General features: G+C 65.3%; 23 protein-coding genes and 1 tRNA gene. 21 read left to right on the top strand and 3 right to left on the bottom strand.

Annotation, left to right across the window (positions count from 1 at the left end):
- Nucleotides 1-25: 25 nt before the first annotated feature.
- From ABF821_RS01755 to ABF821_RS01715, 9 genes are read left to right on the top strand one after another with little or no spacing between them, the layout of a single operon-like run.
- Nucleotides 26-202 carry a hypothetical protein gene (locus tag ABF821_RS01755; RefSeq protein WP_415528867.1) on the top strand — a complete coding sequence of 59 codons (177 nt, stop codon included), beginning with the start codon at nucleotides 26-28 and terminating at the stop codon, nucleotides 200-202.
- Nucleotides 202-672 (top strand): DUF5681 domain-containing protein, encoded by a 471-nt coding sequence (locus ABF821_RS01750; protein ID WP_415528866.1) that lies wholly within the window; start codon nucleotides 202-204, stop codon nucleotides 670-672. The genes ABF821_RS01755 and ABF821_RS01750 overlap by 1 nt, the downstream gene beginning before the upstream one ends.
- The gene (locus ABF821_RS01745; RefSeq protein WP_415528865.1) at nucleotides 669-860 is read left to right on the top strand and encodes a hypothetical protein; all 192 of its coding nucleotides are present in this window, start codon (nucleotides 669-671) and stop codon (nucleotides 858-860) included. The genes ABF821_RS01750 and ABF821_RS01745 overlap by 4 nt, the downstream gene beginning before the upstream one ends.
- Nucleotides 860-1,081 (top strand): hypothetical protein, encoded by a 222-nt coding sequence (locus tag ABF821_RS01740; RefSeq protein WP_415528864.1) that lies wholly within the window; start codon nucleotides 860-862, stop codon nucleotides 1,079-1,081. The genes ABF821_RS01745 and ABF821_RS01740 overlap by 1 nt, the downstream gene beginning before the upstream one ends.
- Nucleotides 1,062-1,286: a hypothetical protein gene (locus ABF821_RS01735; protein ID WP_415528863.1), complete on the top strand. Its 225-nt coding sequence runs from the start codon at nucleotides 1,062-1,064 to the stop codon at nucleotides 1,284-1,286. The genes ABF821_RS01740 and ABF821_RS01735 overlap by 20 nt, the downstream gene beginning before the upstream one ends.
- On the top strand, nucleotides 1,286-1,714 hold the full coding sequence (locus ABF821_RS01730) for a DUF2824 family protein (RefSeq protein WP_415528862.1): 429 nt from the start codon (nucleotides 1,286-1,288) through the stop codon (nucleotides 1,712-1,714). Before ABF821_RS01735 ends, ABF821_RS01730 begins: the two co-directional genes overlap by 1 nt.
- Entirely contained in the window at nucleotides 1,711-2,337 is a 627-nt protein-coding gene (locus ABF821_RS01725; protein WP_415528861.1) for a hypothetical protein, read from the top strand. The genes ABF821_RS01730 and ABF821_RS01725 overlap by 4 nt, the downstream gene beginning before the upstream one ends.
- Before the next feature lie 5 nt (nucleotides 2,338-2,342).
- A complete protein-coding gene (locus ABF821_RS01720) occupies nucleotides 2,343-3,896 on the top strand; it encodes a hypothetical protein (RefSeq protein WP_415528860.1) in 1,554 nt (517 codons plus the stop codon).
- Entirely contained in the window at nucleotides 3,886-6,336 is a 2,451-nt protein-coding gene (locus ABF821_RS01715) for a lytic transglycosylase domain-containing protein (protein ID WP_415528859.1), read from the top strand. Before ABF821_RS01720 ends, ABF821_RS01715 begins: the two co-directional genes overlap by 11 nt.
- Here ABF821_RS01715 and ABF821_RS01710 read toward each other — a convergent pair.
- A complete protein-coding gene (locus ABF821_RS01710; RefSeq protein ID WP_415528858.1) occupies nucleotides 6,311-6,724 on the bottom strand; it encodes a hypothetical protein in 414 nt (137 codons plus the stop codon). The genes ABF821_RS01715 and ABF821_RS01710 overlap by 26 nt on opposite strands.
- On the opposite strand from ABF821_RS01710, the gene ABF821_RS01705 reads away from it, so the two are divergent.
- Nucleotides 6,718-7,035, top strand: coding sequence for a hypothetical protein (locus ABF821_RS01705; protein ID WP_415528857.1), 318 nt, complete (start codon nucleotides 6,718-6,720; stop codon nucleotides 7,033-7,035). The genes ABF821_RS01710 and ABF821_RS01705 overlap by 7 nt on opposite strands.
- A gap of 122 nt (nucleotides 7,036-7,157) precedes the next feature.
- Here the strand turns inward: ABF821_RS01705 and ABF821_RS01700 are convergent.
- Nucleotides 7,158-7,233: transfer RNA gene (locus tag ABF821_RS01700), tRNA-Ala, on the bottom strand.
- 126 nt (nucleotides 7,234-7,359) lie between these two features.
- On the opposite strand from ABF821_RS01700, the gene ABF821_RS01695 reads away from it, so the two are divergent.
- The 4 genes from ABF821_RS01695 (at nucleotide 7,360) to ABF821_RS01680 (ending at nucleotide 9,663) form a co-directional block, all read left to right on the top strand.
- A complete protein-coding gene (locus tag ABF821_RS01695; RefSeq protein WP_415528856.1) occupies nucleotides 7,360-7,668 on the top strand; it encodes a YggT family protein in 309 nt (102 codons plus the stop codon).
- A 102-nt stretch (nucleotides 7,669-7,770) separates the two neighbouring features.
- The gene (locus ABF821_RS01690; protein WP_183008062.1) at nucleotides 7,771-8,202 is read left to right on the top strand and encodes a YjjA family protein; all 432 of its coding nucleotides are present in this window, start codon (nucleotides 7,771-7,773) and stop codon (nucleotides 8,200-8,202) included.
- Nucleotides 8,203-8,257: 55 nt separating this feature from the next.
- Nucleotides 8,258-9,004 carry a 2-keto-4-pentenoate hydratase gene (locus ABF821_RS01685; protein WP_415528855.1) on the top strand — a complete coding sequence of 249 codons (747 nt, stop codon included), beginning with the start codon at nucleotides 8,258-8,260 and terminating at the stop codon, nucleotides 9,002-9,004.
- A 146-nt stretch (nucleotides 9,005-9,150) separates the two neighbouring features.
- Nucleotides 9,151-9,663 (top strand): UPF0262 family protein, encoded by a 513-nt coding sequence (locus ABF821_RS01680; protein ID WP_310889103.1) that lies wholly within the window; start codon nucleotides 9,151-9,153, stop codon nucleotides 9,661-9,663.
- A 57-nt stretch (nucleotides 9,664-9,720) separates the two neighbouring features.
- On the opposite strand, the gene ABF821_RS01675 is transcribed toward ABF821_RS01680, so the two are convergent.
- Nucleotides 9,721-10,044 (bottom strand): hypothetical protein, encoded by a 324-nt coding sequence (locus ABF821_RS01675; RefSeq protein ID WP_182974423.1) that lies wholly within the window; start codon nucleotides 10,042-10,044, stop codon nucleotides 9,721-9,723.
- A 94-nt stretch (nucleotides 10,045-10,138) separates the two neighbouring features.
- Between ABF821_RS01675 and ABF821_RS01670 the strand changes: the two genes are divergently transcribed.
- The 7 genes from ABF821_RS01670 to ABF821_RS01640 all read left to right on the top strand — a co-directional run bounded on the left by ABF821_RS01670 (nucleotide 10,139) and on the right by ABF821_RS01640 (nucleotide 16,578).
- The gene (locus tag ABF821_RS01670; protein WP_415528854.1) at nucleotides 10,139-10,591 is read left to right on the top strand and encodes an HPr kinase/phosphorylase; all 453 of its coding nucleotides are present in this window, start codon (nucleotides 10,139-10,141) and stop codon (nucleotides 10,589-10,591) included.
- 132 nt (nucleotides 10,592-10,723) lie between these two features.
- Nucleotides 10,724-11,779 carry an RNase adapter RapZ gene (gene rapZ, locus ABF821_RS01665; RefSeq protein WP_415528853.1) on the top strand — a complete coding sequence of 352 codons (1,056 nt, stop codon included), beginning with the start codon at nucleotides 10,724-10,726 and terminating at the stop codon, nucleotides 11,777-11,779.
- Nucleotides 11,776-12,231 carry a PTS sugar transporter subunit IIA gene (locus tag ABF821_RS01660; protein ID WP_182974420.1) on the top strand — a complete coding sequence of 152 codons (456 nt, stop codon included), beginning with the start codon at nucleotides 11,776-11,778 and terminating at the stop codon, nucleotides 12,229-12,231. The genes rapZ and ABF821_RS01660 overlap by 4 nt, the downstream gene beginning before the upstream one ends.
- Nucleotides 12,232-12,237: 6 nt before the next feature.
- Nucleotides 12,238-12,558: an HPr family phosphocarrier protein gene (locus ABF821_RS01655; RefSeq protein WP_415528852.1), complete on the top strand. Its 321-nt coding sequence runs from the start codon at nucleotides 12,238-12,240 to the stop codon at nucleotides 12,556-12,558.
- On the top strand, nucleotides 12,545-14,398 hold the full coding sequence (ptsP, locus tag ABF821_RS01650; protein ID WP_415528851.1) for a phosphoenolpyruvate--protein phosphotransferase: 1,854 nt from the start codon (nucleotides 12,545-12,547) through the stop codon (nucleotides 14,396-14,398). Before ABF821_RS01655 ends, ptsP begins: the two co-directional genes overlap by 14 nt.
- Nucleotides 14,399-14,404: 6 nt before the next feature.
- Nucleotides 14,405-15,784: an anthranilate synthase component I family protein gene (locus ABF821_RS01645; RefSeq protein ID WP_415528850.1), complete on the top strand. Its 1,380-nt coding sequence runs from the start codon at nucleotides 14,405-14,407 to the stop codon at nucleotides 15,782-15,784.
- A complete protein-coding gene (locus ABF821_RS01640) occupies nucleotides 15,781-16,578 on the top strand; it encodes an aminotransferase class IV (protein ID WP_182974416.1) in 798 nt (265 codons plus the stop codon). Before ABF821_RS01645 ends, ABF821_RS01640 begins: the two co-directional genes overlap by 4 nt.
- The last annotated feature ends 46 nt before the right edge of the window (nucleotides 16,579-16,624 follow it).

Genomic DNA, 16,624 nt, shown 5'->3' with positions numbered 1-16,624 from the left:
GAATGCCGGACTGACGCCCCGTTATATGCCCCTCAGTCTGTCTTCTCCTTTCTTGGGCCTGACCCGATGCAAGCTGTATGACCTGCTGGGATCGGGCGAGATCCGGGCGGTCAAGGTCGGGAAGCGCACCTTGATCGATATCGAGCATGCTCTTGCGTGGCTCGGGTCGCTGCCGTCGGCCCGTTTCGGGAAGCAGTCGTGATGGCTGACGTGGCAGCGAGTCAGCAGCCAGAAAAGAAACGTGGAGGCCCTGGGCGCCCCTTTCCCAAAGGGCAATCTGGCAATCCCGATGGTCCGAAGAAGGGGCGTCGCCATCCGGCCTTTGCTGCTCTCGACCAGATCGGTCAGGAGAACGCGGAACAGATCGTCCAGGCTGTGACGACGTCGGCCTTGAGTGGCGACATGCGGGCGGCAGAGATCATGCTTCGGCGGATCTGGCCCGAACGGAAGGGACGTCCCCTCAGCCTGTCATTGCCGCCGTTGACCTATGCCGCCGATCTCTCTGCCGCGATGGCCACCATCATCCAGGCCGTGACCGCCGGCGAGATCACACCGGAAGAGGGACAGGCATTGTCGGCACTGATCGAGGCGCAGCGCAAGACGATCGAGACTCACGACTTTGCCGCGCGGCTTGAGGCGCTCGAACAACGATCGGCAGGAGGCAAGCCATGAACCTGAAAGCTCGCCTGAATGCGTTGGAGCGTAATTTGGAAAACGTCCTGTCAAAGCTGGGCGTTATCATGGTGCCGCGCTTCTCGTCGAGAGAAGACCGAGCCGCCTACATCTCCGGAGAACTGGCTTCTTTTGCAGGTGGGAGCGCTGGCGGGGTGATTATTCATCCTGAAAAGGGAAGCATCTGATGGCAACACAACTGGCTCGGCGCCTCGATGCGCTGGAGGCTTCTTTAAATCCACGTCCGTCCTGGCGCGTGCTTTTCCATCCGCCTGGGATCGATGGCAATCCCGAAGCGTGCGCAGCGTGGCTGGCCCAGCAGCCGCCGGCCCCGCGCGGGTGCCTGACGATCATTATCAGGAACTTCAGCAAACTTGAGGAAGAGGCGGATGGCGTCCAGTCAACTTAATCAGCGCCTCGATGCGCTTGAGCGCAGGATCGCGCCGCCGGACCATGGCGTGCACGTGGGTTTCGTTCCCTCATCGGCCACCGACGAAGAGGCCGAGGTTCTGAGCGGGCAGATCGCCAAGAAGGCCGCCGATCTCGGAAAAAAACACCTCGTTGTGCGGTTCATCGCCGCGCCGGCGAGGCATCAATTCGAAGGAGCTGCGTGATGATTGCACTGCTACCTATCCCGGGCGCCGCGATCAACGATCTGGATGCGATCAATGCGGTTTTGACGCACCCGGCCGTGTTCGGAGAGGCCGCGCGCTTGAAGGACATGGGCTCGGGCCTCATCGTCTCGGTGCCTGGCGTCGTCGTGGGTTTCCAGGAGGTGCGGCCCCGTGTTCATGAATGCCACCAGGCGGTGGTTCCTGAAATGAGGGGGCGTCCCGCACTGGAGATCATGCGTCGGGTTCGGGACTGGTGGTGGGCCACACAGCCGTCCGATCTGATGATTGCCCCCATCCCGGAGCACAAGAAGCCGGCGCGCTTCCTGATGCACCTGCTCGGTTTTCAACGCATCGGCCCATATCGCGCCGTCAGCAATGACGGGATCGAGCGCGAATATGTCGCCTATCAGATGGAGCGTCCGCAATGAGTGATATGTTCGGCATCGGTCAGGGCGTACAGGCGGCGACCACCGCAGCCTCGACCGCCGCACAGATGGTCATGACCCAGAAAGCAATGGATCGCGCCAACTCGACCGCGAAGGATGTCGCATCCAACATCCAGCAGGCGGGCGGCTATGCAAACAACCTGCTCAATCCCTATGCCACGGCCGGCACGAATGCTCTGAATAGCCTGTCGAACGGCCTGACGGAAAGCTACCTGCAAAGCACGCCGGGCTATCAGTTCAATCTGAACCAAGGCGAGCAGGGCGTCACGAACAGCGCGGCGGCGCGTGGGCTGGCGAATAGCGGCGCTGCGCTCAAGGGCGCTGCGACATATGCCAGCGGGCTGGCCGACAGCACCTACCAGAACCAGTTCAACGACACGAACGCCCTGGCCAACTACGGCTACAACGCCCTGAATGCGCAGAGCACCAACACGATGAATACGGCCAACCTCGCCGCACAAGCACGCATGGCCGGCGTCGGTGCGACCATGAGCGGGACCACGGCCATGTCGAACGCCTTGACGAACGGGCTGAATAGCCTGGGCAACCAGGCGTCCGGGCTCAGCTCCAATTATCTGGCCTACAAAAGCCTGCTCGGGGGATAAATCTGATGAGCCAATATGATTTCAATGCAAATGCCCTGATGGGGATCGGCCAGGGCGTCGTGCAGCCCCAGACCAATCAGCTTCAGAACATTGCAACGGCGCAGAGCATCAAAAACACTGCGCTTGCCTATGAACAGACTGCCCTGGCCTTGGCAGGCGCTAGGGCGCGCGGCAAGGCCTATGCCGACAATTACAATCCCCTGAGCGGCAAATACGATCTGATGGGCATTCAGAAAGAAATGTCCTCCACAGATCAGGGGGCGTATGCGCTGCCCGAGACCGTGACGCAGCTCCGCAGCCAGCAGAAGCAGGCGATTGAGAATGACCAGGCTCAGACCCAGTTGCAGGCTACTCGGGCTGGTCATATTGCCGGGCTGGCTGCCCCGCTCATGAACAACCCGGACGTGACAAAGGCTGATGTTGCGCGGCAACTCGGCGTTGGGGTTGCCACGGGAACGATCGACCTCGGCACGGCGCAGAAGGTCTATTCGTCGCTTCCGGCGGACAGCAAGGGCATCCGCACCTCTGTCCGTGGCTTGATGGATAGCTTGATGCCGGGCGCCGGGCAGTCCGCAGATGCATTCGGCTCGATGCAGCTCGTTGATGTTGGTGGCCATCTCCAGTGGCAGAACGTCGGCTCTCCGGCCAGCGGCCAGGGTGGCGTCAATCAGGGCGCGCCGATCGCCAAGACGCTGACACCGGGTGAGGCTACCGCGCCACAGCCGTATAACGACGCAGATGGCAAGCCGAAGATCGGCACGCGCGCGCAGGTTGCCCAGGCGAACGGGCAAGGCGGGTATGTGGATACTACCAACAAGCCCACTGTCCCGCTCGATGTGATGGGCAGCGGCCGCTATCAAGGCAGCCAGAACGATTTCTCCGGTGCCGGAACCAACGCGCAGCCGGCGGGTTTCTCCGCAGGTCCGCCCGCTGGCCAGCTTGAAGCACAGCGCGCGACTGCCGAGGCTGGCGCCAAAGGTGCGAATGCCCTCATGTCGGCCGCTGCCAGCAGGAACGACCGGCTTGGTATGCTGGGGAATATGGCGACGGATCTGGATGGATTTGAGTCCGGAGCTGGAACGCAGGCTTGGCGCGACCGGCTGGCGAAGTTCAATAATCTTTTCGGCACGTCAATCAGATCAGACAGGATCGAAGCTGCCCAGTCCTTCAACAAGTGGGCCCAGCAGCTCGCAAATGCTCAGTCCCAGGCGCTCGGTAGTTCCGATGCACGGCTTTCGGCCGCCGAGCATGCCAACCCGAACAGCAGCCTCCAGAAGGAAACCAACCAACTGATGATTCATCAGTTGATGGGCAATGAAGACGCCATCAATGCCAAGGCGCAGGCGTGGCGCGCATCGGGGTTGCCGGCATCTCAATACCAGTCGTGGGATCAGGAATTCAGCCAGGGCTTCGACCCGCGCGCGTTCCAGGTGCTGCGTATGACACCGGCAGAACGGCAGAAGATGTTCCAGGGCATGCGCGAGAGCGGGCAGATGGACGAGTTCAAGCGGTCCTATAACCGCATGGCCGCCGCCGGGCTGGTGCCGAGTGGCCGATGATCTCGACGGGCATTACGAACGCGCCGGACAGTATTGGGGGGTAGACCCTGACATCCTGCGGGCTGTCCACCAGGTGGAGGACCCGTCGGGAGATCCGGCTGCGCGGAGCCGGGCCGGGGCGCTCGGCCATATGCAGATCATGCCAGCCACGGCCCAGGCCATCGGCATCGACCCGCGCGATCCCGTCCAGTCGATTTACGGCGGCGCGCGGGTGCTCCGGGAGAACATGGACCGCTACGGAAATCTTCCCGATGCCCTGCGCGCCTACAACGGCGGCACGGACCGGTCGAAATGGGGAAACGACGAGACCATGGCTTATCCGCACAAGGTGGCCGACCGATATGCTGCCCTCAAGGCGCCGGCCGATGACCCTTTTGCCGGGCCGGGAACAGATGCGCGGCCGGGTGTATCCGGTCCAGAGCAGAGGGCGCCGACGACCCAGGATGCGTTCGGCAGCATGTTCGGCGCTGATCACGGCGGCAGCGCGCATCAAGTGCCCAACGAAAGCGCATTCGACGGCATGTTCGGACACGAGACCGCGTCTGCCATTCCCCCCGAAGCGCGCGCCCATCAGGGCTCATGGTACGGGAACATGGCGCAGTTCGCGCAGGACATGGACCATGCGGCGCGCAACCAACTGATGCGCATCGGCGTCGAGGCTGTTGACCATATCCCCGGCGTCCATGGGCTGCTGAAGGGAACGGCACTTGATCTTCAGGCCCGGCTCGCGGGCCTGGATCAAGCGGACCGGTCAGTGGCCGAGCGTGACGGTTCCGGCGCGACGGCGAACGAAGCGGGCCGCTTTCTCACGAACGCTCTGCTGGCCAGTGCCGCGACGGAACTGGGCGCCGGGGCGATCGGCGCAGGAGGCAGCGCACTGGCGGGTGCCGCGGGCGGCATACCCGGACGGATCATCAAGGCGGCGACGAATGCACTTACGGGCGGTGGTGGCCTGCTGACGCGGGCGACCAGTGGCGCAGCCCAAGGAGCGGCAGCAAACGCGCTGACGGGCGGCGACCCGCTGACCGGTGCTGCGCTTGGCGGCGCGCTGGGGGCAGGTTTGCCCATGGCGGCCCGAGGCGCGCGCGGTGTTGCTGGTCGCGCGTCGTCGGCGGGAGCGCGCGTTCTGAACCATCTGGCACCGAAGGCAACGGAGCTCCCGCTGGATGAGGGATCAGCAATCCCCGGCGGGGTAACGGGGGCGCCTGCTTCTGCCGCCGGTGCGGGGACTACGCGCGCGTCGTCGGCCCCGCCATCGAACCCAGCGCCCGAAGCGATCCGGCTGGGGCTTCTCGCATCACCGAAGGATGCCGACAAGCTGGCCGCCCGGATCTGGACCGACTACCAGAAGGGTGGCCCGGTTGCGTTGGTTCAGTCCAAGATTCCCGGCGTGCAACTCACCGCGTCGCAGGCCACGGGTAATGCCGGCCTGGCGCAACTGGAGCGCGTCCGCCGCGCCGCGAACCCGTCGCCCTTCACGGCCCTGGAGCAGCAGAACAGCGAAGCACGCAATGCCTTCGCGCGCGACGTGATTGGCACGGAAGATCAGTTGCAGGCAGCTGAGGCAGCCCGCAGCACGATCGAGGCCGAGCACCGAAACGCGGCGTTCGGAAACCAGCAGCCGGTAGATGTGACGCCGATCCGCCAGCATCTCGCACGCCTGATCGATGACAATCGCGGGCGCGACACGGTGCAGGCGCCATTGATCGGCGTTCTGAAGCAGATCGGCGCCGTGGCCGACAAAGACGGGAACGCGCTGCCGGAGCATCTGTGGAACGTCCGGAAATACATGGGCGACATCATCTCGCCGGCAGCGCGCGGGACGGCGCAGAGCGGGCACGCGGCGGCATCGCAGCTTATGGCCCTCAAGCCGACGATCACAGATGCGATCGAGGAAGGCGCGCCGGGCTTCAAGGCGTATGCCCAGCGGTATGAGGAACTGTCCAGGCCGATCGACGCTATGCGGTTCCTGCAATCGCGCAACCTGACAGACACGCAGGGCAATGTGCGGTTGGGGCAACTGGACACGCTGCTGAAGGCGATCCGGCGCGAGAAGGGCAAGCCGGGCTATCGCGAGGCTGACAGCGTGACGGACGAGCAGTTGAAGGCGTTGGAGACCCTGCGCGACGACATGAGGCTGGCGTCACGCATCGACATCGGCAAGGCGCGCGGGTCGGACACCAACATCAACCTGACGACGAGCGGGCGCGTCGCGGATATGGCGCAGGGCATCGCCGGCAAGCTGGCCGGTGCGGCGGGCGTTGGCCTCGGCGGTGCGCTGACCGGCGGCATTGAGGGTGGAGCAGTCGGGACGATGCTGGGGAATGCTCTGGCAGCCGGGGCTTCACGGCGCGTAGCCGGCCGGCTGGCAAACACCCAGGCCGCGACCTACGATGCCCTGGACAATATGCTGCTCAATCCCGCACGGCGAGGAAACTGACGCCGTGCAAGGTGCGCTCGATCTGCCGGGTGCGCCGCCGAGCAAGAAGGTGGGGGATGAAGGAGATGATGGCGCAAACGACAATCACAACTCCGAATATAGGCAATGATCCGTCTCTAGCCGGCGCTTCTCCGCCGATAGAGATGGTTTGCATCAGGCTCCCATCAAAAGTCTTTACATAATCACAAGGCTGTATAGCCCCCGCCGGACACATCTGCTGAAGCGCCAAATAAGCACGATGAGGGGCGTTGGCTTCAAACATATAAGAAGCGTGTTCTTCAATGATTGCTGCCGTTGCGATCAAGAAAAGGATAACGCCTGGCCAGATCGAACCACGCACCCACCAGATTACCCACGCAACGAAAAGGATACCGCCGAACCATGTCATATGATCAGGATAATGCGGTTCGTGATGCCAGCACCATGGAAGAATTGTGTGCGGCCATGTCGGGCCAGCCCGGAAGCCCCAATTATAGCGTCGGCAAGCACATTGCGGAGATCGCCGCTGTCGGCGGCCACAACGAGGTGGAGTTCATGGACCTGCTGAGAGAAAAAGCCTGCGACGGCTTGGCGACCATGCTTGGACAAGGGCTTCCGCTCGATCGGATCAGCGCCATCATCGTCAATGAAGTCGCACTGGCTGTTACCGGGCGCTCAATGCTCCGCGCGCGAGGGGCCGGACAAGCTGGGTCCGCGTGATCTGTGCCCCGCCGCTCCCCTCTGTATCAGGGTAGCGCGGTTTCTAAGAGGGATAGCAAGAGGGGTAGGAATTTCCCGCCTTCTCTTAGATTGTTGATTTTTAAGGGAAAATATCATGACAGTGGTGGAGCTGAGGGGAATCGAACCCCTGACCTCCTCATTGCGAACGAGGCGCTCTCCCAACTGAGCTACAGCCCCACTGCCTGACGGGGTGGATAAATAGCGGGTGCAGGATGTTTGTCAAGCGCGATTGGTGCCGCCCGGTGTTGTATGCTCCGGTTGGCTTCGATAGAGTTATCGCCCGTCAACGCAGGGATCATCACGTTGCTCACGCTTATTTTCAGCCTGCTGCTCAATGTCATCAGGCTCTATACATGGGTGGTCATCATTTCCTGCGTGTTCAGCTTTTTGTACGCGTTTGGCGTCCTGGATACGCGCAGTCAGATGGTCTGGTCGATCGGCCGCTTCCTCAATCGGTTGACCGAGCCGGCATTGCGGCCAATCCGCAGTATCCTCCCTGCCACGGGCAATATGGATTTCAGCCCGCTGGTGCTCCTGCTGCTGATTCAGTACCTGCTCACGCCGTTGGTCCGGCAGCTCTACTATTCGGTGGCGTTCAATTCGGGATTCTGACCGAACCCTCGGATTTTGTTCGCCTGCCAGGGCAACGTCATTCATATTCTGGCCACATCGTCAGGTTATGCTCGGCAAGAGCCAAAAAAAAGGATGTGGTGCATGAGCCGTCATTTCGTTGCCTTGTCATTCGCGGCCGTCGTGGCGGCTGCGTCGCTTTCCGGCGCACGCGTGGCGCACGCCCAGATGCCCTCGATGCCCGGCATGTCGGACATGGGGCAGGGCATGATGGGGTCGATGGGCCTCCCGTCGGTCTCCTCCGCCGGGTCCAGCAATCTGGTCGGGCTTCTGGGCTATTGCGTGCAGAACAATTTCCTCGGCGCCAGCACCGCGTCGCCGGTCATGAATGCCCTCGGCCAGAAGGCAGGGATCAGCGGTCAGGGCGACAGCGCCTATCAGGCAGGCCAGCGCGGCCTGCTGGATACCGGCAACGGCAAGACCTTCTCGCTCGCATCGGTCGGGCAGGGCCTCAAGCAGCAGATGACGCAGAAAGTCTGCAACATGGTGCTCAGCCGGTCGCAGTCCTTGCTGTGACCGGCCACGATCGCCATCCGGAGGCCGGTCGCAGGCTCCGGGCAGGGCGCGCGTGATGGTGTCGGTCGATGAAGCCTTCCTTCGGGTCCGGGCCGGGGCATCTCCTCTGGAATGCCTTCCCGGCGGCTATCATGTCGCGTCGGCGGATGAAGCCTATCGCATCCAGCACGCGACGCTGCGGGCGCTGGGTGGCAGGATCGCCGGCTGGAAGGTCGGGGCCGACACGCCGGAGTCCGAACCGGCCGCCGCGCCGATCGCGGTATCGACCTTGTTCGATGCGGCGAATACCCTGCCGCGCGGCCTGTGCCGCCTGATCGGGGTGGAAGCCGAAATCGCCTATCGTTTCGGCCGCGCGCTGCCGCCGCGCGACGTGCCCTATACGACCCAGGAAGTCTGTGACGCGATCGAATCCGCCCATCCCGCCATCGAAATCATCGACACCCGTTTCGTCACGCCGGGCAGCCAGCCGGTATTCGATCATCTGGCCGATCAGCAGAGCCATGGGGCCCTGTTCGTGGGGCCGGGCATATCGGACTGGCGCGCCCTGGTGCCGATGGAAGAGCGGGTAACCCTCTCGATCGACGGTCGCGTGGCTGTCGATCATGTCGGAGGCAATGCGGCGGGCGATCCGATCCGCCTGCTGGTATGGCTGGCGTCGCATGCCGCCCGTTACGCCGGAGGCTTGGCCGCCGGCACCATCGTCACGACGGGATCGCGATCCGGCACCCTTTTCGTCGAACCAGGGACACGGGTCGCTGTCACGTTCGCCCATCTGGGCGCGCTTTCACTGACCTGTGATTGAAATCTGAACCGATATGCACCGGAGGCGATCGCTCGGCAGGAGCATTGTCTTCCGGTCCCTCATGTGCCCGTCGCGCATGACGTGTAATATGGTCGCCGACCTTGGCTCCCGCTGCGGGAGCCAGCCGGGGCAGGAAAGGGGGGTCAGTGCATCCATTACCCGACAACCCATCGCATGGCGGCGGGCCGACCAGCCCCACGGTACTGGCGCGTGTCGTCCTTGAAGATGTCGAGAACGCGCTCACAACCAGCCGGGCGCGGCAGAACGATGTCAACCAGGCGATCGCCGACCTGCAACAGACAGCCCGCTTCCTGCCCGAGGGGCTGATCGGGCCGTTCATCCTGCATCTGTCGGTTCAGACCAACGGACTGGTCTTCGACGTGCGCGACGCGCAGGACAAGCCGCTGCGCATCTATCGGATCTCGCTGACCCCGTTCCGCCGCCTGATCAAGGATTACGTCCTGCTGGTCGACAGTTTCGACGAAGCGGTAAGCGAGGGAAACACGATGCGCGTCCGGGCGATCGATATGGGCCGGCGAGGTCTGCATAATGACGGCGCGGCACTGATGGTCGAACGTCTGCGTGGCAAGATCGACATGGATGACGAAACCGCCCGCCGCCTGTTCACGCTGGCCAGTATCCTCCAGCAGCGACGCTGACACGATTCACCGCCTGAAACACGCATTGCGATCCGGCGCGTTTTTCCCGGCAGGCCCTCAAAAATGCGAGGGACCAACCACAAGTTCGATCTCGATCAGGGTCGCGGGATCGTCGAATCCCGGCACCAGACGCAAGGTGGTGCCAGGCCGTCCGGCGCCGAAGGCATCGCGCAGAAGCGGAAAGCAGGACGGGAAATCGTCCGTGTCACGCATCAGGAAGATAATGCGTGTCACGTCCTGCAACCGGTAGCCATCGCGTGCCAGGGCCTGGGCGCCACGGTCCAGCGCCACGCGGCACTGGTCCTTCAGGCCGGGCGGGTTTCCCGTGCTGCGTGGATCGATTCCGGTCAGGTGCCGCACATGGATCTCCTGGTCCGTCATACCGTGCGTGATCTCCCAACCCGGACATAAAATAACGAAATCGTCATATTCAGTTCACAATGAATTTCAACCCTCAGGGGTCATTTTAACGGACATGGAACAATTACGCTCACCAAAGGTTCAGGTCCATGCGAGTTGCGCGGCGCGCGGCGGGCAGGGGGTGCTGCTGCTGGGGCCATCGGGCATCGGCAAGTCGGACCTGCTGCTGCGGCTGGTCGATGCCGGCTACGATCTGGTCGCCGACGATCGCGTGGTTCTCGACGGCCACCGGGTCTCGGCACCGCCGGCCCTGGCCGGACTGATCGAGGTCCGGGGCATGGGGATCGCCCGCCTGCCGTTCGTGGTCGAGGCCCAGGCGGTCCTGGTCGTCAGGCTGGTCAGGCCGGAGGAACGGCCCGACCGGTTGCCCGCATCGCTGCACGATCCTGTGACCGGCCTGCCGGAAATCCGGCTGGACCCGGCATTGTCGTCGGCCGTGGCGCGGATCAACCTGGCCCTTGACGGGCTCGCCGGTCGTTGCAAGATTTTAACCTTCGAGCAATTGTAATCCCTATGCCGCTTCCCATAGTCGGCCCTTTCAGTATCCCATGCGTGGGGGACGGTGTCGTGAGCCCCGCCTGATCTCCAGGCTGCTCCCGTGCCCGAAAGTGTCCGGCCTCTTGTTCAGCCAGGATTTCCCGTGACGGATTCTTTACTCGACGGAGCCCCGGCGCCGCGCCGCATCCTGCTGGTAACCGGCCTGTCCGGTGCGGGAAAATCGTCGATCCTGCGCATCCTGGAAGATCTGGGATACGAGGTGATCGACAATCCACCGCTGGGCATGCTGGACGAAATCGTGACCCGTGCCGAACAGCCGGTGGCGATCGGCGTGGACTCGCGCACCAGGGGGTTCGACGCGGCGGCGGTCATGGCCGCGCTGGGGCGCCTGCGCGTCAATCCGGGCCTGCAGGCCGAACTGATCTACGCGACCGCCGAGGAAAGCGTGCTGCTGCGCCGCTACACCGCCACCCGCCGCCGCCACCCGCTGGCGATGCGCGGCGCGGTAAAGGACGGGATCGAGGCGGAAATCGAACTCACCGCCCGGCTGCGGGCGGCCGCCGACATGGTGATCGACACCTCGGACCTTCCGCCTCCCGAATTACGGCAGGTGATCGAAACGCGGTTCGCTCCCGGCACCGAACGGCAGGGCGGCGGGCTGACGGTGGCGCTGATGTCCTTCGCCTTTCCCGCCGGGCTGCCGCGCGAGGCCGATATGGTGTTCGACGCCCGGTTCCTGCGCAATCCCTATTATGTCGCCGAACTGGCGGCCAAAACCGGCCTGGACCCCGAGGTCGCGGCATATGTCGCCGCCGATCCCGACTATCCGCGCTTCCTGGACCAGATCGACGGCATGCTGGGGCTGGTGCTGCCCCGCTTCGTGCGCGAGGGCAAGAAATACGCCACCATCGCCATCGGCTGTTCGGGCGGCCGGCATCGTTCGGTCACGATCGTCGAGGCCCTGGCCGAGCGTCTTGCGGAATGCGCGGGAACATGCGAGAGGCCAGGAAAGACGCATCGTATTGACATTGGCGCGGCGCCATCCGATGTCCCGTCATCAGGGGCGGACGGACAGGGCGCATGGTCGGTCATCGTCATGCATCGTGAACTGGCGCGGCAGGGCCGATATCGTTGGCGGTGGGCCAGCCGGCCGAAAGAGCCTGTGACGGACGTCGTGGAAGGGCGATATTCTTCATGATCGGTATGGTCCTCGTTACCCATGGCGCGTTGGGCGAGACACTCAGGCGCGCGATGGAACATGTGGTCGGGCCGCAGGAACAACTCGCAACGCTGAACGTCGAGGCCGGGGACGACCCGGTGCTGCGTCGTGTGGATCTGCAAAAGGTGATTGCCGGCGTCGATACGGGCGACGGCGTCCTGCTGCTGACCGACATGTTCGGCAGCACGCCCTCGAACCTGTCGATCTCCATGATGGAAAGCGCGCGGGTCGAGGTTCTGGCCGGCGTCAACGTGCCGATGCTGGTCAAGCTGGCGCAGATCCGCAACGGCCATACGCTGGAGGAATGCGCCGACCTCGCCGAGGGGGCCGGGCGCAAATATATCTCCACCGCCTCCCACCTGCCGCCGCAATGCCTGGGCGGTGCCCGGAGCTGCCTGATGGGCGAGCAGCGGGCCGCGTCGGTCGGCTGAGGCCACATGTCCGGCGCCGAAATGTCCCCCGGAGGGCTCGATCCCGAGGACCCCGATGTCCTGTCCGTGACGGCGACGATGGTCAATCGCCGGGGTCTGCATGCCCGCGCCGCCGCGCGCCTGGTCACGGTGGCCGAACAGTTCGATGCGAATGTCGAGGTCCGGCGTGGCGACCAGACGGTCTCGGCGCGCTCGATCATGGGGCTGATGATGCTGGGGGCCGGTCGCGGAGAATCCGTGACACTGATGGCCGCCGGATGGGATGCCCATGCGGCGATCGAGGCCCTGACGGCCCTGATCGAGGCTGGCTTCCATGAAGACGACTGACACCCCCGGCCAGGTTCCTCCCCGCCGCCGGCGCCGCCCCCGGAGCGCGACCCCGGCAACGGCCGAAATCCGCCTGAGCGGCGACGCGACGGTCGGTGGCGTGGCGATCGGCCCGGCGATGCTGGTGCTGGAAAGCCCCGCGCCGGATATCGACGCCTCCGCCCGTACCGACGACCCGGACCATGAACTGGCGCGTCTGGCCGAGGCGATCGAACGCTCGGTGCGGCAGATCGAGCGGCTGCGCGACCGGCTGGCGATCCTGCCCGAGGACGGCCAGATCGAGATCGGCTCGCTGCTGGAAGTCTATCGCCGGATGCTCGGCCCCTCGCGCCTGCAACGCGGCATTCACGACCGGATCGTCCGCGACGGGCGCACGGCCGAACTGGCGGTTCGCGAGGAAACCGAGAGCCTGGCGCAGGCCCTGTTGCACGACGGAGCCCAATTCGGCGGCGAGGATGCCGCGGCCGCCCAGCGCCGCGCCGGCGAGTTTCGTGAAATCGGCCAGCGCCTGATGCGCAATCTGGGCCGCGCGCCATTCCGTTCCTTCAGCGCGGTGCCCGCTGGCACCGTGCTGGTGGCCGAGCAGTTGCGCCCCGCCGACGCGGCGCTGATCGATCCCTCACGCATCGTCGCGGTCGCGACCGAGGAGGGCGGGTCGACCGATCACACCGCCATCATGCTCCGTGCGCTGGGCATTCCCACCGTGCTGGCCGCCCACGGGCTTACGGCGCGCGCGCGCGACGGCGCGACCATGGTGGTGGACGGCACGACGGGCCAGGTGGTGATCGACCCGGACGAGGAGACACTGGCGGTCGCCCGTCGCGGCGTGGCCGACCACGCGCGCGAACGGCAGGCGCTGGGCCGTTTGCGCCGTCTGCCCGCCCGCCTGTCCAGCGGCGAGAAACTGCAATTGCAGGCCAATTTGGAACTGCCGGCCGAACTGCCGCTGATCGCCCAGTCCGGCGCCTCGGGCATCGGCCTGCTGCGCACCGAATTCCTGTTCATGAATGCCGAAGCCATGCCGGATGAAGACCGGCAGGCGGCGATCTATGCCGAGATCATCGGCACGATGGCGGGCGATACCACCACGATCCGCGTCGTGGACTGGGGCGGCGAGAAGCACAGCGAAGCCCTGGAGCGCGCCGGGCTGAACCAGGAAGGCGACACCATCAACCCCGCGCTGGGCATGCGCGGGCTGCGCCTGCTGCTGCGCCATCCCGCCGTGCTGGAAACCCAGTTCGCCGCCATCCTCAAGGCATCCGTCGCCGGCCCGGTCCGGGTGATGCTGCCGATGGTCACGATCGTGCCCGAACTGCGCGAGGCGCGGGAGATCTATCATCGCGTGGCCCGCCGGCTGCGTCGCAAGGGCGTACCGCTGGGCGACAGCCTGCCACCGCTGGGCATCATGGTCGAAACCCCGGCCGCCGCCATCATGGGGGACGCGCTGGCGCAGGAGGCCGAATTCCTGGCCATCGGCACCAACGACCTGACGATGTACACGCTGGCGGTGGACCGGGCCTCCGCCGAGGTCGCGTCGCTCTACCACCCGCTCCATCCAGCCGTACTGCGCCTGATCCAGGCCGCGACCGAGGCCGCGCTGCGCCAGTATCGCCCCATTTCGCTCTGCGGCGAGATCGCGGGCGACCCGCGCGTGGTGCCGCTGCTGATCGGCCTGGGCCTGCGCTCGTTCTCCATGACCGCCTCGGCCGTGCCTCGGGTCAAGAAGACGGTGCGTGCCCTGTCTTTCGAGGATTGCCGCCGCCTCGCCCACCGGGTGATGGAAGCCTCGGACGTCGCCGAGGTCATGGACCTGATCGACGATTTCGCCACCGGGACGTAAGGTCCGATGGACCGGCCAGCCGGCATCGTAACGACCACATTCCTGCCGTGGCGAGACCCGGACGATGTGTTGTGGGCATGGCGGGACGAGCCATGGCTGGCCTGCCTGGACAGCGGCGGCGCGCCCGGTCCGCGCGCCCGCTGGATCATCCTGTGCCGCCGTCCCGTTCATGTGCTGGAGTGGCGCGGCGGCCTCTGCCGGCGTGACGGCGTGCCCGTAGCCGGCACCGACCCACTCCAGGCGCTCAGGACTCTTCTGGCCCTGGCACCGGTCGCGGACACCGGGCCGTGGCCGTTCGCCGGCGGTGTCATCGGGTTTGCTGGGTATGGTGTGGGGCAATGGGCCGAGGGAATCCCGACCCGCCACCAGCCCGATCCCACCCGACCCGACCTGTCGGCAGCCCTGTATGACCATGCGCTGCTGTTCGATCGCATGCATCGTCAGGTGCATCTGGCGGCCATCCGTCCGGACGCGGATCAATTGTTCGCCGCATTCCATGCCGAATGGGCCGCGCTGCCTCCGGCCCCGCCGCCCGTGACGCTCCCGTCCGCTCCATTCATGCCCGACCGCACCCCGGATCACTATGTCGCCGCCGTGGCGGCGGCGGTCGAGCGGATCGCCGCCGGCGAGATCTTTCAGGTCAACATCACCGGCCGTCATGTCGCCCGGCGACCGCATGGCCTGGCCGATATCGACATCTACCGGGCGCTGCGTCGGGCCGTGCCGGCGCCGTTCGGTGCATGGCTGGCCTGCGGGGGGGCATTCAGCCTGCTGTCGGCCTCCCCCGAGCGGTTCGTGCATCTGGGGCGCGACCGGGTGGCGCGGACGAGGCCGATCAAGGGCACCCGCCCGCGTGGCACCACGCCCGAGCAGGACGACCGTCTCCGCGCCGACCTGGCCGCGGACGACAAGGAGCGGGCGGAGAACCTGATGATCGTGGACCTGATGCGCAACGATCTGGGCCGCGTGGCGCGGATCGGCAGCGTCAGCGTGCCCGAACTGCTGTCGGTCGAAACCTTCGCCCATGTCCATCATCTGGTCTCCGAAGTCGCGGCGACGCTCGCACCGGGGCAGGACGCGATCGACCTGCTCCGCGCCTCCCTGCCGCCCGGATCGGTGACGGGCGCGCCGAAGCATCAGGCAATGCGCATCATCGACGAACTGGAGGAAACGGATCGCGGACCCTATTGCGGGATCGTTTTCCGCATCGGAACCGATGGTGCCATGGACAGTTCAGTCATCATCCGCGCCCTGGCCGCGACCCCCGATACGATCGTGGCGGCGGCGGGCGGCGGGATCACGATCCTGTCGGACCCCCAGCGGGAATACGCGGAAATGTGCCTGAAAATCGCCCCGCTCCTGGCCCTGTTCGAGGCGATACCATGAATTTCCTCTGGCTCGACGACCGCCTGATCGCGCGGGACGCGGCGCGGATCGACCCCGCCGATCGCGGCCTGACCCTGGGCGACGGATTGTTCGAGACCATGCGGGTCTCGGCCGGCCATATCGCCCATCTCCCGCGCCACCTCGACCGGCTGCGCGACGGCGCGGCGACACTCCTGTTCCCCGAACCCGACCTGGACGCGATCGAAGCTGCCCTGCATCAGGTCGTACGCCGGAATACCCTGGACGAGGGCACCTTGCGCCTCACGCTGACGCGCGGCTGTGGCCCGCGCGGCCTGCTCCCGCCCCCCCGGCCGCATCCCACGCTTCTGATCGCACCCTTTCCGGCCGCACCCGCGCCGGGGCCAGCAAGCCTGATCGTCAGCACCCGGATCCGGCGCGACGCGCACTCTCCCCTCTCACGGATCAAAAGCCTGAATTACCTGCCCAATATCCTGGCCCGACTGGAAGCCGAGCAGCGCGGCGCCGACGACGCGCTGCTGTTGAACGGCGCGGGCCAGGTGGCCGAAAGCACCGTCAGCACCGTGCTCGCCCTGCGTGACGGGCGCTTGCTGACGCCCCCGGTCGCGGACGGCGCGCTGCCCGGCATCGCGCGGGCCGTGCTGCTGGAAGCCGGTCTGGTCGCGGAAGCCTCGCTGATGCCGGATGATCTCGCCGGGGGGGCTATTCTGGTTAACAGCCTGTCGGTTCGGCCGGTCGTCAGTCTGGATGGCGCGCCTTTGCCGATCGCGCGAGACATGATCGAAACGGTGCGGAAAGGTTTCTTCTTTTTCTGAAGAAAAAGAAGCAAAAAGACTTTCAATCGTTCAGGGACAGCGCATG

This window comes from Gluconacetobacter sp. (genome assembly GCF_047721585.1).
Classification (GTDB): domain Bacteria; phylum Pseudomonadota; class Alphaproteobacteria; order Acetobacterales; family Acetobacteraceae; genus Gluconacetobacter; species Gluconacetobacter dulcium.
Note: the sequence above shows the minus strand (reverse complement) of the source record. Positions and strands in the feature narration are given on the sequence as shown.

Coding starts and splice junctions, on each gene's coding strand:
- ABF821_RS01685 (WP_415528855.1), top strand. CDS start 8,258: ATGGTGTCGGTCGATGAAGCCTTCCTTCGGGTCCGGGCCGGGGCATCT.
- ABF821_RS01710 (WP_415528858.1), bottom strand. CDS start 6,724: ATGACATGGTTCGGCGGTATCCTTTTCGTTGCGTGGGTAATCTGGTGG.
- ABF821_RS01705 (WP_415528857.1), top strand. CDS start 6,718: ATGTCATATGATCAGGATAATGCGGTTCGTGATGCCAGCACCATGGAA.
- ABF821_RS01755 (WP_415528867.1), top strand. CDS start 26: ATGCCCCTCAGTCTGTCTTCTCCTTTCTTGGGCCTGACCCGATGCAAG.
- ABF821_RS01725 (WP_415528861.1), top strand. CDS start 1,711: ATGAGTGATATGTTCGGCATCGGTCAGGGCGTACAGGCGGCGACCACC.
- ABF821_RS01730 (WP_415528862.1), top strand. CDS start 1,286: ATGATTGCACTGCTACCTATCCCGGGCGCCGCGATCAACGATCTGGAT.
- ABF821_RS01655 (WP_415528852.1), top strand. CDS start 12,238: ATGTCCGGCGCCGAAATGTCCCCCGGAGGGCTCGATCCCGAGGACCCC.
- ABF821_RS01645 (WP_415528850.1), top strand. CDS start 14,405: ATGGACCGGCCAGCCGGCATCGTAACGACCACATTCCTGCCGTGGCGA.
- ABF821_RS01640 (WP_182974416.1), top strand. CDS start 15,781: ATGAATTTCCTCTGGCTCGACGACCGCCTGATCGCGCGGGACGCGGCG.
- ABF821_RS01720 (WP_415528860.1), top strand. CDS start 2,343: ATGAGCCAATATGATTTCAATGCAAATGCCCTGATGGGGATCGGCCAG.
- ABF821_RS01690 (WP_183008062.1), top strand. CDS start 7,771: ATGAGCCGTCATTTCGTTGCCTTGTCATTCGCGGCCGTCGTGGCGGCT.
- ABF821_RS01675 (WP_182974423.1), bottom strand. CDS start 10,044: ATGACGGACCAGGAGATCCATGTGCGGCACCTGACCGGAATCGATCCA.
- ABF821_RS01735 (WP_415528863.1), top strand. CDS start 1,062: ATGGCGTCCAGTCAACTTAATCAGCGCCTCGATGCGCTTGAGCGCAGG.
- ABF821_RS01670 (WP_415528854.1), top strand. CDS start 10,139: ATGGAACAATTACGCTCACCAAAGGTTCAGGTCCATGCGAGTTGCGCG.
- ptsP (WP_415528851.1), top strand. CDS start 12,545: ATGAAGACGACTGACACCCCCGGCCAGGTTCCTCCCCGCCGCCGGCGC.
- ABF821_RS01750 (WP_415528866.1), top strand. CDS start 202: ATGGCTGACGTGGCAGCGAGTCAGCAGCCAGAAAAGAAACGTGGAGGC.
- ABF821_RS01660 (WP_182974420.1), top strand. CDS start 11,776: ATGATCGGTATGGTCCTCGTTACCCATGGCGCGTTGGGCGAGACACTC.
- ABF821_RS01740 (WP_415528864.1), top strand. CDS start 860: ATGGCAACACAACTGGCTCGGCGCCTCGATGCGCTGGAGGCTTCTTTA.
- ABF821_RS01745 (WP_415528865.1), top strand. CDS start 669: ATGAACCTGAAAGCTCGCCTGAATGCGTTGGAGCGTAATTTGGAAAAC.